The organism is Sulfitobacter sp. 1A12157 (assembly GCF_043557345.1).
GTDB lineage: Bacteria > Pseudomonadota > Alphaproteobacteria > Rhodobacterales > Rhodobacteraceae > Sulfitobacter.
In genome coordinates this window covers 122,661-136,217 of the sequence record NZ_JBIFFV010000009.1, presented here as the reverse complement: position 1 = coordinate 136,217, position 13,557 = coordinate 122,661, and the positions used below count along the sequence as shown (strand labels likewise).

Genomic DNA, 13,557 nt, shown 5'->3' with positions numbered 1-13,557 from the left:
CCCGCTACATTGCCGCGCGGATGCAGGCTTCGAGGGTTTCCGCCTCAAGCACGCAAGGGTTTGCGCGCATGGAGGAAGAGGCCGCTGCCTCGCGGGCCGTCTCGCCCAGATCCGCATCATCAGGGATCCTCCGGGCCAACCGGTCCAGCCCCCAGTCATCTAGCATGTCGGTCAGCGCGTCGAACGTGCCCTGCTCAGGCAGGCCGAACCCGCCGGAGAGCCACATCTGCACCTCCGAAAACCGGTCCGAGGCCCCCATCGCATCCCTGTTGGCCGCCAGAACCGGCCCGAGCAAACGCCCGCAAATCAGCCCATGCGGCGCGCCGAAACGCCCGCCGATCACACCTGCCAGCCCATGCACGGCCCCGAGCCCCGCATTGGCCAGCGCCAAACCGCCCGAGAGACTGACATAGGCCAGCGCATCCCGCGCGGGCTGATCCTCGCCCTCGGCCAGACGTTTGAGCGCGGCGATGCCCTGCGGGATCGCCGCACGGCAAAGCGCATCGCTCAGCGGGTTGGCCTTGCTGGACAGATAGGGTTCGATCACCTGCACCAGCGCGTCGAGGCCGGACCCCAAGGTCACCCCGCGCGGCGCGCCATCGGTCAGCGCGGGGTCGACCAAGGCCAGACGGGGCAGCATGCGGTCGTCGCGCAGGCTGACTTTTCGCGCGGCCTCCGGCACGGAGATGACGGCGTTCTTGGTGACCTCGGCCCCGGTGCCTGCGGTGGTGGGGATCGCGATCATCGGCAGGGGATCGGCCTGCAAGGGCCTGCCCGCGCCCACGACTTCGAGATGCTCCATCACATCGCACTCCGACGGGATCAGCGCCGCGGAGGCTTTGGCAAGGTCGATCACCGCGCCGCCGCCCGCGCCCAGCACGACCTCAGCCCCGCGCCCCGCCGCCACGGCGGCGCGCACGTCTTCGACCGACGGCTCGCCGCTGCCGCGCAACTGGGTCACCTCGCAGCCCGCCGCTGCCAAATCGCGCGCCAGTTCATCGACCCAAGCGACAGAACCGCCGCGCAGCAAAAGCACCTGCCGCCCATAGCCTCGCGCAGCGGTCACCGCTTCACCCGCCACACCGCGGCCAAAACGGATGCGTCCGGCGGTGGCGAAACCGAAAGGGGGGATCGTCTGCATCAGAACTGCAACGTCGCCTGAACAGCCCGCTGCCATGCGCCGTATTTCTCTTGGCGCGCGGCCTCGTCCATCTGGGTCTCAAATCGCCGGTCAAGCGCCCATTCGCGGGCGAAACCCTCCATATCAGGGTAGATGCCCGCCCGCTGCCCGGCGAGCCACGCGGCACCAAGTGCTGTGGTTTCCAGCACATCGGGGCGATCAACCGAAGCGCCGATCACGTCCGAGAGGAACTGCATCGCCCAGTCACTGGCACTCATCCCGCCGTCGACGCGCAGGGTGGCAATCTCGCCCGGCTGGCCTTGGGCGGCCCAATCGGCTTGCATCGCTTCCAAGAGGTCACGGGTCTGGTAGCCCACGCTTTCGAGTGCGGCCCGCGCGAGTTCCGCAGGGCCGGAGTTGCGCGTCAGCCCATAGATCGCGCCGCGGCATTCGGCGTTCCAATATGGCGCGCCGAGGCCCACGAAGGCAGGCACCAGCACCACGTTCTGATGCGGATCGGCCTGCTCGGCCAGAGCCTGCGTCTCGCCCGCCTCGCGGATCATCTTGAGCCCGTCGCGCAGCCATTGCACCACGGCCCCGGCGACGAAGATCGAGCCTTCGAGCGCATAGGTCGGCTTGCCATCAAGCTGGTAGGCGATGGTGGTGAGTAGCCGGTTGGTCGAGGTCACCGCCGTCTCGCCCGTGTTCAGCAGGGCAAAACAGCCGGTGCCATAGGTCGACTTCATCATGCCGGGTTGGAAACAGGCCTGCCCGATCGTCGCCGCCTGCTGGTCACCCGCGACGCCGAGGATCGGGATCTCGCGTCCAAAGAGGTCAGGCCGCGTGGTGCCGAAATCGGCGGCGCAGTCCTGCACCTCGGGCAGCATTTCGAGCGGCACGTCGAACATTTTGCAGATCGTCGTGCTCCAGCGGCCCTTGTGGATGTCATAGAGCATGGTGCGCGCGGCGTTGGTCGCATCGGTCACATGGCGCGCACCACCGGTGAGCTTCCAGATCAGATAGCTGTCGACGGTGCCGAAAAGCAGCTCGCCCGCCCGCGCCCGCTCGCGCGCGCCTTCGACGTGGTCGAGAATCCATTTCAGCTTGGTGCCCGAGAAATAGGGATCGGCCAACAGGCCGGTGCGTTCGGTGATGATCTTGTCGTCGCCGCTTTCACGCAGCGCGCGGCAGAAATCGGCGGTGCGGCGGTCTTGCCAGACGATGGCGTTATGGACCGGCTTGCCGGTTTTCGCGTCCCAGACCAGCGTCGTCTCGCGTTGGTTGGTGATGCCGATGGCGGTGATGTCGTCGGGGCGCAGACCGGCCTTTTCGATCACCGCGCGGCAGGTGCCCGCGGTCGTCGACCACAGATCGCCCGGATCATGTTCGACCCAGCCGGAGCGCGGGAAATGCTGCGGGAATTCTTCTTGGGCCGTGGCCGTCACCGACATGTTGCCGTCAAAGATGATCGCCCGCGAGGAGGTGGTTCCCTGATCAATGGCGAGGATATGGGTCATGGCGCGGCCCCCGGATGTTGGATGAAACGAAAAAGGGGCCGGAACGCTGCTGCGTCCCGGCCCCCGTAAGTTTGGCTTACTGCCAGGACTTGATCAACTCTTCGTAGCTGATGGTCTCGGGCTCGGGGTCTTCGTTGTCGAGCTTGGCAACGGGCGAACCTTCCTGCTCAAGCCAGTAGGAGGCCTCACGCTCCTCGTTCATTTTTGGACCCAGATCACCTTGGACGCCTGCGCGCTCAAGACGTTCCATGACCTTTTCCTGCTCGGCACAGAGGCTGTCGAGCGCTTCCTGAGGGGTCTTCGCACCCGACATCGCGTCGCCGATGTTCTGCCACCACAGCTGCGCCAGCTTGGGGTAATCCGGCACGTTCGTCCCCGTGGGCGACCATGCGGTGCGCGCGGGCGAGCGGTAGAATTCCACCAGTCCGCCGAGTTTCGGCGCACGCTCGGTGAAGCTTTCGTGCTGGATGGTCGACTCGCGGATGAAGGTCAGACCGGCATGGGCCTTTTCCACGTCCACGGTTTTCGAGGTCACGAACTGCGCATAGAGCCATGCGGCCTTGGCGCGGTCGACGGGCGTGCTTTCCATCAGCGTCCAGCTGCCCACGTCCTGATAGCCAACCTTCTGACCTTCTTTCCAGTAGGCGCCATGCGGGCTCGGGGCCATGCGCCACTTGGGCGTGCCGTCTTCGTTCAGCACGGCCTTGGCGCTGTCGTTCACCATGTCGGCGGTGAAGGCGGTGTACCAGAACATCTGCTGTGCGATGGCACCCTGCGCGGGCACCGGACCGGCTTCGCCGAAGGTCATGCCCGCGGCTGCGGGGGGCGTGTACTTCTCAAGCCATTCGATGGACTTGGTGATCGCATAGACCGCCGCCGCATCGTTGGTGGCACCACCACGGGTCACACAGGAACCGACGGGCTGCGAGTTTTCGTTGACGCGGATGCCCCATTCGTCGACCGGCAGGCCGTTGGGTTCACCCACATCGCCGCCGCCCGCCATGGACAGCCACGCATCGGTGTAGCGCCAACCAAGGCTCGGGTCTTTCTTGCCGTAGTCCATGTTGCCATAGACTTCGACGCCATCAATCGTGCGACCGGTGAAGAATTCGGCGATGTCTTCGTAAGCGGACCAGTTGACCGGCACGCCCAGGTCATAGCCGTATTTCTCTTTGAACTCGGCCATCAGATCGGGGTCGGTGAACCAGTCCTGGCGGAACCAGTAGAGGTTCGCGAACTGCTGGTCGGGCAGCTGGTACAGTTCGCCATCGGGCGAAGTGGTGAAATCAAGGCCGATGTAATCGTCCAGATCGAGACCGGGGTTGGTCACGTCCTTGCCTTCGTTCGCCATCCAGTCGGTCAGGCTGCGCGCCTGCTTGTAGCGCCAGTGGGTGCCGATCAGGTCAGAGTCGTTAATATAGGCGTCGTAGATGTTCTCGCCCGACTGCATCTGCGTTTGCAGCTTTTCAACCACGTCGCCCTCGCCGATCAGGTCGTGGGTGATGTTGATGCCGGTGATCGCGCTGAAGGCCGGGGCCAGCACGTTGGCTTCGTATTCGTGGGTGGTGATGGTCTCGGACACGACTTTGATGTCCATGCCCTTAAACGGCTCGGCCGCGTCGATGAAGAATTGCATCTCCGCTTCCTGCTCTTCGCGGCTCAGCGCGGAGCGTTCGATTTCCTCGTCGAGGAACTTCTTCGCGGCTTCCATATCCGCGAATGCTGGCCCGGCGAGCAGACCAAGCGTGACCGCCAAAGCGGTACTCGATTTCATGACAGATCGTTTCATTATGTCCTCCCTAGACATTTGGTCGTGTCGTATGGCGGCCCCGGATTGCCCGGGGTCCGCCGTGATAGCGCCTAGACCCAGCGAAATACGGCTGCGGCATAGGCAAGGCAGACCAGCAGCGCATAGGGCTGCGGCCCCGCCTCGAAACCCAGCCAGATCAAATTGATAAAGGCCGAGCCGAGAAGCGTGATGAACAGACGGTCACCACGGGTTGTCTCAATCCTGAGGATGCCCACGCGGGGCGTCTCAGGGAATTTGATCGCGAGGATCGTGAAGGTCACGAGTAACAGCGCGATGACACCGAAGAAGATCGCGGTGGGCATGGTCCAGGCCATCCAAGACATGGGCGGTCTCCTCTCTTATACCCGCCCGAGGGCAAAGCCCTTGGCGATGTAGTTGCGGACGAAATAGATCACCAGCGCGCCCGGCACGATGGTCAGCACACCCGCCGCGGCCAGAACGCCCCAGTCGAGGCCCGAGGCGGAGACGGTACGGGTCATGGTGGCGGCGATGGGTTTGGCATCGACCGAGGTCAGCGTGCGCGACAGCAGCAGTTCCACCCATGAGAACATGAAGCAGAAGAAGGCCGCGACCCCGATGCCGCTGGCGATCAGCGGGGTGAAGATGCGGATGAAGAACCGCGGGAAGGAATAGCCATCGAGGTAGGCCGTCTCGTCGATTTCTTTCGGCACGCCGCGCATGAACCCTTCGAGGATCCAGACCGCCAGCGGCACGTTGAACAGGCAATGCGCCAGCGCCACGGCGATATGCGTGTCAAAGAGGTTGACCGAGGAGTAGAGCTGAAAGAACGGCAACGCGAACACGGCGGGCGGCGACATACGGTTCGTCAGCAGCCAGAAGAACAGGTGTTTGTCGCCCAGAAACGTGTAGCGCGAGAAGGCATAGGCCGCCGGCAGCGCCACGGCGAGCGAGATCACCGTGTTCATCACCACATAAATCAGACTGTTCACATAGCCCATGTACCAGCTCGGATCGGTAAGGATCTTGGCATAGTTCGCCAGCGTCAGGTCCCGCGGATAGAGCGAGAAGGACCCGAGGATTTCGGCGTTGGTCTTGAGGCTCATGTTGATGAGCCAATAGATCGGCAGCATCAGGAACAGCAAGTAGAGCGTCATCACCACCACCGAGCCTTTGGGCCGGAAGCGGCTGCGGCGAGCGCGTTTGGCAGCGGTTACGTCACCCGGAATGGGCGCGGCGCCGGGGGCTTGCACGGTTGTGTCGGTCATCACACACCATCCCTTTTGTCGAGGTTGACCATCACGGTGTAGAACACCCATGAAATCAACAGGATAACGAGGAAATACATCAGGCTGAACGCCGCTGCGGGGCCAAGGTCAAACTGACCGATGGCCATTTTCACGAGGTCGATGGACAGGAAGGTCGTGGCATTGCCCGGCCCACCGCCGGTCACGACGAACGGCTCTGTATAGATCATGAAGCTGTCCATGAAGCGCAGCAGAATGGCGATCATCAGCACGCCCGCCATCTTGGGCAGTTCGATGTAGCGGAACACGGCCCAACGGCTGGCTTGGTCGATCTTGGCCGCCTGATAGTAAGCGTCTGGAATGGATTGCAGACCGGCATAGGCCAGAAGTGCGACCAAAGAGGTCCAGTGCCAGACATCCATCACCACAACCGTGATCCACGCCGAGGTGATGTCTTGGGTGTAGTTATAGGTGATGCCCAGCTTGTCGAGCGTATAGCCCAGAAGCCCGATGTCGACGCGGCCAAAGATCTGCCAGATGGTGCCGACCACGTTCCACGGGATCAGCAGCGGCAAGGACATAAGCACCAGACAGAAGCTGGCCCAGAACCCGTTTTTCGGCATGTTGAGCGCGACAAAGATGCCGAGCGGGATTTCGATGGCCAGAATGACGCCCGAGAAGATCAGCTGACGGCCAAGCGCGTCCCACATGCGGTCGCTGTCGAGCATGTCGGAAAACCACTCCAGCCCGGCCCAGAAGAATTCGTTCCGGCCAAAGGTGTCTTGCACCGAGTAGTTCACCACGGTCATCAGCGGGATCACGGCCGAAAAGGCCACGAGGATCAGCACCGGCAGGACAAGGAACCATGCCTTTTGGTTGACGGTCTTGTTCATGCGGCCTCTCCCTCTGCGCTGATGCGCCAGTCGTCGTCATAGACGTTGATGCCCGCCGGATCGAAACTGATCGCGGTGTTTTCGCTTGGCACTGTCGCGCCTTCTTCGGCAATGGCGCTGACCTGCTGGCCTGCCACGTCGAGACGGATGATCTTGTGACGGCCCACATCCTCGACACGGGTCACCTTGGCCGGCAGGCCCAGACCTTCGCCATTGATCCGAATGAACTCGGGCCGGACACCCAGTTGCGTTTTCTGGCCCTTGGGGGCGTAGGTCTTGTTCAAATTGACGCTTGTGCCCGCGATCTGCGCGGCATTGCCTGCTATCTGCGCGTCAAAGAGGTTCATCCCCGGCGAGCCGATGAAATAGCCCACGAAAGTGTGGGCGGGCCGCTCGAAAAGCTCTTGCGGCGTGCCGATCTGCACGACGCGGCCATCATACATCACCACCACCTTGTCGGCGAAGGTCAGCGCCTCGGTCTGGTCATGGGTGACGTAGATCATCGTATGGCCGAATTCGTGGTGCAGGGATTTTAGCTGCGTGCGCAGCTCCCATTTCATATGGGGGTCGATCACCGTGAGCGGCTCGTCGAACAAGAGCGCGTTCACATCCTCACGCACCATGCCGCGGCCCAGCGAAATCTTCTGCTTGGCATCTGCGGTAAGGCCCCGCGCCTTGCGGTTCAGTTCATCCTCCATGCCGATCATCTTGGCAATCTGCTGGACCCGAGACGCGACATAAGAGGCATCCGCCCCGCGGTTGCGCAGCGGGAAGGCCAGATTGTCATGCACGGTCATCGTGTCGTAGACGACCGGGAACTGGAAGACCTGCGCGATGTTGCGCTCGGCGGTCGGCGCATGGGTCACGTCCACGTCGTTAAACAGGATGCGCCCCTGCGAAGGCTGCAAAAGCCCTGAGATGATGTTGAGCAAGGTGGATTTGCCACAGCCCGACGCGCCCAGAAGCGCATAGGCTTCGCCGTCGATCCAGTCGTGGTTCAATTCCTTAAGGGCGAAATCATCTTCACCGCTGGGATTGGGCAGGTAGGAATGGGCGAGGTTATCAAGCGTGATCTTGGCCATTATGCCGCCTCCGCATAGGGCGCGGCCGAGACGAGCGCCCCGTTCGCGTCAAACAGGTAGATATGCGCCGGGTTTAGATAGACCGGCAGCGGCTGGCCGGGCTGCAAATGCTGGATGCCATGCACCAGACCGACCCATTTCGCGCCGTGGTAATCGAGGTGGATAAAGGTCTCCGATCCCGTGATCTCGGTCACGTTCAGCACCGCGTCAAAGCCGATGGCCTCGGGCGCCTGCGCGCTCAGCGTCAGGTGGTTGGGGCGGAAACCGGCGGTATATTCGCCGTCGCGCAGGCTGGCCATGCTGGCCGGTGCCGCCATCTCACCCCCGTCGAAGCGCAGAGTGTCGACCGATTTGGTCATGCTGAGGAAGTTCATCGGCGGGTCGGAGAACACCCGCGCGGTGGTCGCATTCTCGGGCCGGCGGTAGACGCTTGGCGTCGGGCCAAATTGCGTGACGCGGCCTTCCCAGAGCGTCGCGGTATTGCCGCCCAGAAGCAGCGCCTCCTCAGGCTCGGTCGTGGCATAGACGAAGATTGACCCGGCCCGCTCGAAGATGCGTGGGATTTCGGCGCGGAGTTCTTCGCGCAGCTTGTAGTCGAGGTTGGCCAGCGGCTCGTCCAAGAGCACCAGCCCGGCATTCTTGACCAGCGCCCGCGCCAAGGCGCAGCGCTGCTGCTGGCCGCCCGAAAGCTCCAGCGGTTTGCGGTCGAGCATCGGGGTGAGCTGCATCAACTCGGCGGTTTCGCGCACGGCGCGGTCGATCTCATCCTTCGACTTGCCCACCAGCTTCATCGGCGAGGCGATATTGTCGTACACCGTCATCGAGGGGTAGTTGATGAACTGCTGATAGACCATGGCGACCTTGCGGTCCTGCACCCGCATGCCGGTCACGTCTTCGCCGTTCCAGATCACCTGCCCCGTACCCGGCACATCCAGCCCCGCCATCAGCCGCATCAGGGACGTTTTGCCCGAGGACGTGGGCCCCAAAAGCACGTTCATCGTGCCCTTTTCCAAGGTCAGGTCGGTCGGGTGGATATGCGTTTGACCGCCCACCGTTTTCGACACGTTCTTTAGGATCAAACTCACGTTCGTCCTCCCCTCATTCCGCTGCAGAGGCGGCTTGTTTCGCCGCGCGCATCTGCATCCATTCATCAAGACGCGCGATCTGCGCCTCATCCATTCGCAGGCCCAGCTTGCTGCGGCGCCAGACGACGTCCTCTGCGCTGAGGGCATATTCCTTGGTCATCAGCCAAGCGACCTCGCGCGCGGTGAGGGTGGCGCCGAAGTGCTCGCCCATATCGGCAAGCGTCTTGGCCTCGCCCGCCATCGCCCATGCATCCGTACCATAGGCGCGGATCAGCCGCGCTGCCCAGCTTTCATCCAAAAAGTCATAATCCGCTTTCAGCCGCGCGATCAACTGCGCCACGCCGTCCACCGGGAAATCGCCGCCGGGCAGGGCGACGCCCGCGGTCCAATGGCCCGACAGCCCGTCGAAATGCGGCGCGATCAGTTCCAGCGCGTCTTCGGCCAATTTGCGGTAGGTCGTGATCTTGCCACCAAAGACATTGAGGATCGGCGCGCCACCGGTCTTGTCGACCTTGAGCGTATAGTCCCGCGTCGCCGCCGTGGCGCTGCTGGCGCCATCGTCATAAAGCGGGCGCACGCCGGAATAGGTCCAGACGATATCGGCGCGGGTGATGTCCTGCTTGAGATAGCCGTTCACGAAGTCGATCAGGTAGTCCTGCTCTTCGGGCGTGCATTCCGGGGTGACGGATGGATCAGGATGATCGGCGTCGGTGGTGCCGATCAGGGTGAAATCCTGCTCATAGGGGATCGTGAAAATGATCCGCCCATCGGTGCCTTGGAAGAAATAGCATTTGTCGTGATCGTAGAGCCGCTTGGTCACGATATGGCTGCCGCGCACCAACCGCACCCCTTCGGAGGAGTTCAGCCGCGCGGTGTTGTGGATGATGTCCCCCACCCACGGGCCGCCCGCGTTGACCAGCATCTTGGCGTGGATCACCTCGCGTTGGCCATCCGCGCCATGCTCTACGGTGACCGCCCAGCCATCTGCGCTGCGGTCGGCAGAGACGACCTTGGTCCGGGTCATGATACGCGCGCCGCGCAGTTCCGCGTCGCGGGCGTTCAGCACCACAAGGCGAGAATCTTCGATCCAACAATCGGAATACTCGAAAGCTTTCTCGAACCGATCCTCCAGCGGCGCCCCTTCGGGCGTGCCGCGCAGCGACAGACTGCGGGTGGCGGGCAGGATCTTACGCCCGCCGAGGTTGTCATAGAGAAACAGGCCCAGACGGATCAGCCATGCCGGGCGGCGGCCCCGCATCCACGGCATGAACAGCCGCAGCAGCTTGGAGGTCGGCGTGTCGCCCTCGAACCGCATGTCGCGGTGATAGGGCAGCACGAAACGCATCGGCCAAGAGATATGCGGCATCGCCTTCAACAGCACTTCGCGCTCGGTCAGCGCATGGCGCACGAGGCCGATCTCGAAATACTCAAGATAACGCAGCCCGCCGTGGAACAGCTTGGTAGAGGCCGAAGAGGTCGCCGAGGCCAGATCGTTCATCTCAGCGAGTGTCACGCTCAGCCCCCGGCCTGCCGCATCGCGCGCGATCCCGGCGCCGTTAATGCCACCCCCGATGACGAATAGATCGACCGGGGCAGCGGCCATATGGCTATCGGGCTGTTGGTTCACGATCCGGCCCTCCCCCAGCTCAGACTGTCCAATTTGGGGCAGTGTTACGAAACGACTCCCAACTGCACAAGAATTATTTTCGTTTATGTTCGTTTTGCCAACATAGCGAACATGTTAAACGTGTCCTGCTGCGCGATTGCTTGCGTTAGCCAAAACACTGGAGATAATGCGCCAACAGCAGGCAGGAGCGACGCCCATTTCACAGACATTCCGCCATCCCGACATCCTTGAAATCGCCCGGCGCGAAGGCAAAGTCACTGTCGATGGGCTGGCCGAACATTTCGGCGTGACCCATCAGACCATCCGCCGTGACCTTACGGAACTGGCCGACAGCGGTAAGCTTGAGCGGGTCCATGGGGGCGCGGTGCTGCCCTCGGGGGCCAGCAACATCGGCTATGCCGAACGGCGGAATCTGCATGAAGAGGCGAAGAATCGCATCGCCCGCGCCTGTGCCGAACATATCCCCGACGGCTGTTCGGTCTTTCTCAATATCGGGACAAGCACCGAGGCAGTGGCACGCGCCCTGCTCCACCACCGCGATCTGATGGTGGTGACGAACAACATGAACGTGGCCAATATTCTGGTCGACAACCCCGAATGCCGCATCGTGCTGACCGGTGGCGCGCTGCGCCGGATGGACGGCGGGCTGGTCGGCAATCTGACGATCGAGACGATCCGCCAGTTCAAGTTCGACATCGCGGTGATCGGCTGTTCTGCGATGGATGCGGATGGCGATCTGCTCGACTTCGACATCGAAGAGGTGGGGGTCAGCCAATGTATCATCGCGCAGTCGCGCAAGACCTTTTTGGTGACCGACCATTCCAAATTCAAACGCTCCGCCCCCGCGCGCATCGCTTCGGCGCGGGAGGTGGATATGTTCTTTACCGATATGCCCCTGCCCGCAGGCCTTGCGGAGAAATGCAGCGGGTGGGAGACCGCGGTGGTCTATGTGCCGGAAGAATGACCCCCGCCGCTAGGCGTGGGTCCATTCCCGCGCGCGGGGTTTGACCGCCAAGGTCGGCGCGCAGGCTTTCAGCGCCTCGACAAAATTCTGGCTCCAACGGTTTACATCCGTGGCCCGCACCTGCGCCATGCAGCTTGCATGGCGGCGCTTGCGCTCTTCCAGCGGCAGGGCGAGCGCGGTTTTCAGCGCCTCGCTCATGTCCTCGATGTCATAGGGGTTGACCTGAATCGCATCCGTCAGGTCTTCGGCAGCGCCGGCCATATGCGACAGGATCAGCACGCCGGGGTCTTCGGGGTCTTGGGCGGCGACATATTCCTTGGCCACAAGGTTCATCCCATCGGCGAAGGGCGTCACGATCCCAACCCGCGCCCGGCGATAGAGACGGGCGAGAAGATTGCGATCGAGGTTGCGATGGATATAGCGCAGCGGGGTCCAGTCGATCTCCCCATGCTCTCCGTTCACGCGACCGACAAGCTCTTCCAACTCGTAGCGCAATTCGCGGTAGGCGGCGACTTCCTCTCGGCTGGGCGGGGCGATCTGGACCATGCTCACCCGCCGTTCGCGCTCATCCCGAGTTTCGAGGTAGCGGCCAAAGGCGCGAAAGCGGTTGGGCAGACCTTTGGAGTAATCCAGCCGGTCGACCCCGATCACGATATCGCCCGCCATATCGTCGGCCAGACGGTCCTGCGCACTGCCCCCTCGCGCGGCCTGCACAAAGGTCTCAACGTCGATGCCGATGGGGAAAGACCGCAGCGCCACCGCGCGGGAGCCGCATTTGATCGTACCGTCCATCAGGAATTCGGAATCGGTCTCGGCCCGGAACATCTCAAGACAGCGGGCCACATCTGCGCGGGTTTGCAGACCCACGAGATCATAATCCGCCAGCCAATGCGCCAGATTGGCCTCCCGCGGGAGGGCGCCCATATCGCCCAAGGCGGGGAAGGGAATATGCAGGAAAAACCCGATCTTACCGGTGAAGCCCAGCTTGCGCAGCTCGGTGGCGAGGGGGAAGAAATGGTAGTCGTGAACCCAGATCATATCGTCCGGCCGGGCCACTTCCATCACCTGCCAGGCAAGGCGCGTGTTGACAGCGCTATACCCCCGCTCGAAGCCGCGGTCGAGCTTGACCAGATCACCGCGGCGGTGACAGACCGGCCAAAGCACCGAGTTCGAGAAGCCGAGGTAGAAATTCTTGTAATCTTCGTGCGTTAGGCGAAAGCTCAGCCGGGTGTAATTGCCCTGATCGCCATATTCTTCGAGGCTGTTGGCGGGTGTTTCCGTGGTTTCGGGATGCGATCCTATCCAGATGCCGCCGATCTTGCGCAGGGTTTCGTGCAGCGCATAGACCAACCCACCGGAAGGGGCGGCTTCCGATGGGATGCGATTTGAAACTACAATCAATCTGCCAGCCATTTTGAGCCCCGGGAACAATCATTTTCGGTCGCCGAGCCTGATAAGGCGGAACGCCGACCACGACTAACGGTTTAATGGTTTAGGTCAGTAAAGGTTCCCAGCTAGGGCAGCTTTGGTCAATTCTTTTGCAGACGCAGCATCGCAAATGGCGGGGATTATTTTCTCAGCGCCCAAGAAAGAACCACGCAACCCCCACAGGCAGCAACGACATCAGGATCATCGACAGGATCACCACCCGCCCGTCCCGCATGAGATAGCCCGCTGCGAAGATCGCGATCATCGCTGAGGCGATAGAGCCAGAGGTGGGCACGATCTCCATGAACGGCATGAACATCGACAGCGCCATCACCATCAACAAAGGCAGGTAAACCCACGGGCGGTGCAGAATGAAGGTGGAGCGCTCGTGCAGATAACGGTCTACGAAATCCACCGGGCGGCGCAGCCACCGAACGCCCTCGCGGAGTTTCTTCGCCGCGATGTCGCGGCGCATGACGAAACCAGGCAGCCAGAGGCTGTCGCGGCCAAAGATCATCTGCACCACCAGAAACAGCACCACGATTCCAATAAAGGCCGTGATCCCCGGAATGCCGCTGGCGGGCGAGGTAGAGATCAGGCTAAAGGCAAGGATGGTCGAGGCAAAGGAATGTTTGCCCAGACAGTCGATGATCTCTTCCACGGTAATCTGCCGATCCGCGCCACCGGAGAGATGTTCCATCTCGTCCAGGACGCCGCTGAGGGTTGGCCGACCTGTATCGCTCATGAGTTCCAGTCCTTCTAAAGTCGGGCGATAGTGCTGTTCATGTTAACAATGCCTGAGCACGGTGAAAGTTCGCCTAGATCT

Annotated in this window: 12 protein-coding genes; 1 reads left to right on the top strand and 11 read right to left on the bottom strand. The window is 62.3% G+C overall.

Annotation, left to right across the window (positions count from 1 at the left end; all coding sequences use genetic code 11):
- Positions 1-4 precede the first annotated feature (4 nt).
- The 9 genes from ACGYLC_RS15305 to glpD all read right to left on the bottom strand — a co-directional run bounded on the left by ACGYLC_RS15305 (position 5) and on the right by glpD (position 10,315).
- The gene (locus tag ACGYLC_RS15305; RefSeq protein ID WP_394423744.1) at positions 5-1,132 is read right to left on the bottom strand and encodes an iron-containing alcohol dehydrogenase; all 1,128 of its coding nucleotides are present in this window, start codon (positions 1,130-1,132) and stop codon (positions 5-7) included.
- Positions 1,133-1,140: 8 nt separating this feature from the next.
- Positions 1,141-2,637, bottom strand: coding sequence for a glycerol kinase GlpK (gene glpK / locus ACGYLC_RS15300; protein WP_394423683.1), 1,497 nt, complete (start codon positions 2,635-2,637; stop codon positions 1,141-1,143).
- A gap of 76 nt (positions 2,638-2,713) precedes the next feature.
- On the bottom strand, positions 2,714-4,426 hold the full coding sequence (locus tag ACGYLC_RS15295) for an extracellular solute-binding protein (RefSeq protein ID WP_394423681.1): 1,713 nt from the start codon (positions 4,424-4,426) through the stop codon (positions 2,714-2,716).
- 71 nt (positions 4,427-4,497) lie between these two features.
- On the bottom strand, positions 4,498-4,770 hold the full coding sequence (locus ACGYLC_RS15290; protein ID WP_067268456.1) for a DUF2160 domain-containing protein: 273 nt from the start codon (positions 4,768-4,770) through the stop codon (positions 4,498-4,500).
- Positions 4,771-4,785: 15 nt separating this feature from the next.
- Positions 4,786-5,673 (bottom strand): carbohydrate ABC transporter permease, encoded by an 888-nt coding sequence (locus tag ACGYLC_RS15285; RefSeq protein WP_394423679.1) that lies wholly within the window; start codon positions 5,671-5,673, stop codon positions 4,786-4,788.
- Complete coding sequence (locus ACGYLC_RS15280; RefSeq protein ID WP_067268460.1) at positions 5,673-6,545, bottom strand: carbohydrate ABC transporter permease; 873 nt, start codon at positions 6,543-6,545, stop codon at positions 5,673-5,675. The genes ACGYLC_RS15285 and ACGYLC_RS15280 overlap by 1 nt, the downstream gene beginning before the upstream one ends.
- Entirely contained in the window at positions 6,542-7,627 is a 1,086-nt protein-coding gene (locus tag ACGYLC_RS15275; protein ID WP_394401024.1) for an ABC transporter ATP-binding protein, read from the bottom strand. The genes ACGYLC_RS15280 and ACGYLC_RS15275 overlap by 4 nt, the downstream gene beginning before the upstream one ends.
- On the bottom strand, positions 7,627-8,712 hold the full coding sequence (locus tag ACGYLC_RS15270) for an ABC transporter ATP-binding protein (RefSeq protein WP_394423677.1): 1,086 nt from the start codon (positions 8,710-8,712) through the stop codon (positions 7,627-7,629). The genes ACGYLC_RS15275 and ACGYLC_RS15270 overlap by 1 nt, the downstream gene beginning before the upstream one ends.
- A gap of 13 nt (positions 8,713-8,725) precedes the next feature.
- Entirely contained in the window at positions 8,726-10,315 is a 1,590-nt protein-coding gene (gene glpD, locus ACGYLC_RS15265) for a glycerol-3-phosphate dehydrogenase (RefSeq protein WP_394423743.1), read from the bottom strand.
- Between the two features lie 220 nt (positions 10,316-10,535).
- Here glpD and ACGYLC_RS15260 point away from each other — a divergent pair, with 220 nt between their 5' ends.
- Entirely contained in the window at positions 10,536-11,303 is a 768-nt protein-coding gene (locus ACGYLC_RS15260; protein WP_394423741.1) for a DeoR/GlpR family DNA-binding transcription regulator, read from the top strand.
- A 9-nt stretch (positions 11,304-11,312) separates the two neighbouring features.
- Here ACGYLC_RS15260 and ACGYLC_RS15255 read toward each other — a convergent pair whose 3' ends face one another.
- Together ACGYLC_RS15255 and ACGYLC_RS15250 are read right to left on the bottom strand one after the other, a co-directional pair.
- Positions 11,313-12,704: a trehalose-6-phosphate synthase gene (locus tag ACGYLC_RS15255; RefSeq protein ID WP_394423675.1), complete on the bottom strand. Its 1,392-nt coding sequence runs from the start codon at positions 12,702-12,704 to the stop codon at positions 11,313-11,315.
- Positions 12,705-12,879: 175 nt separating this feature from the next.
- Positions 12,880-13,476 (bottom strand): exopolysaccharide biosynthesis protein, encoded by a 597-nt coding sequence (locus ACGYLC_RS15250; RefSeq protein ID WP_394401032.1) that lies wholly within the window; start codon positions 13,474-13,476, stop codon positions 12,880-12,882.
- Positions 13,477-13,557 lie beyond the last annotated feature (81 nt).

Excerpts from the sequence above, each read along its gene's own strand:
- ACGYLC_RS15280 (WP_067268460.1), bottom strand. The coding sequence starts at position 6,545 with ATGAACAAGACCGTCAACCAAAAGGCATGGTTCCTTGTCCTGCCGGTG.
- ACGYLC_RS15250 (WP_394401032.1), bottom strand. The coding sequence starts at position 13,476 with ATGAGCGATACAGGTCGGCCAACCCTCAGCGGCGTCCTGGACGAGATG.
- ACGYLC_RS15295 (WP_394423681.1), bottom strand. The coding sequence starts at position 4,426 with ATGAAACGATCTGTCATGAAATCGAGTACCGCTTTGGCGGTCACGCTT.
- glpD (WP_394423743.1), bottom strand. The coding sequence starts at position 10,315 with ATGGCCGCTGCCCCGGTCGATCTATTCGTCATCGGGGGTGGCATTAAC.
- ACGYLC_RS15290 (WP_067268456.1), bottom strand. The coding sequence starts at position 4,770 with ATGTCTTGGATGGCCTGGACCATGCCCACCGCGATCTTCTTCGGTGTC.
- ACGYLC_RS15275 (WP_394401024.1), bottom strand. The coding sequence starts at position 7,627 with ATGGCCAAGATCACGCTTGATAACCTCGCCCATTCCTACCTGCCCAAT.
- ACGYLC_RS15285 (WP_394423679.1), bottom strand. The coding sequence starts at position 5,673 with ATGACCGACACAACCGTGCAAGCCCCCGGCGCCGCGCCCATTCCGGGT.
- glpK (WP_394423683.1), bottom strand. The coding sequence starts at position 2,637 with ATGACCCATATCCTCGCCATTGATCAGGGAACCACCTCCTCGCGGGCG.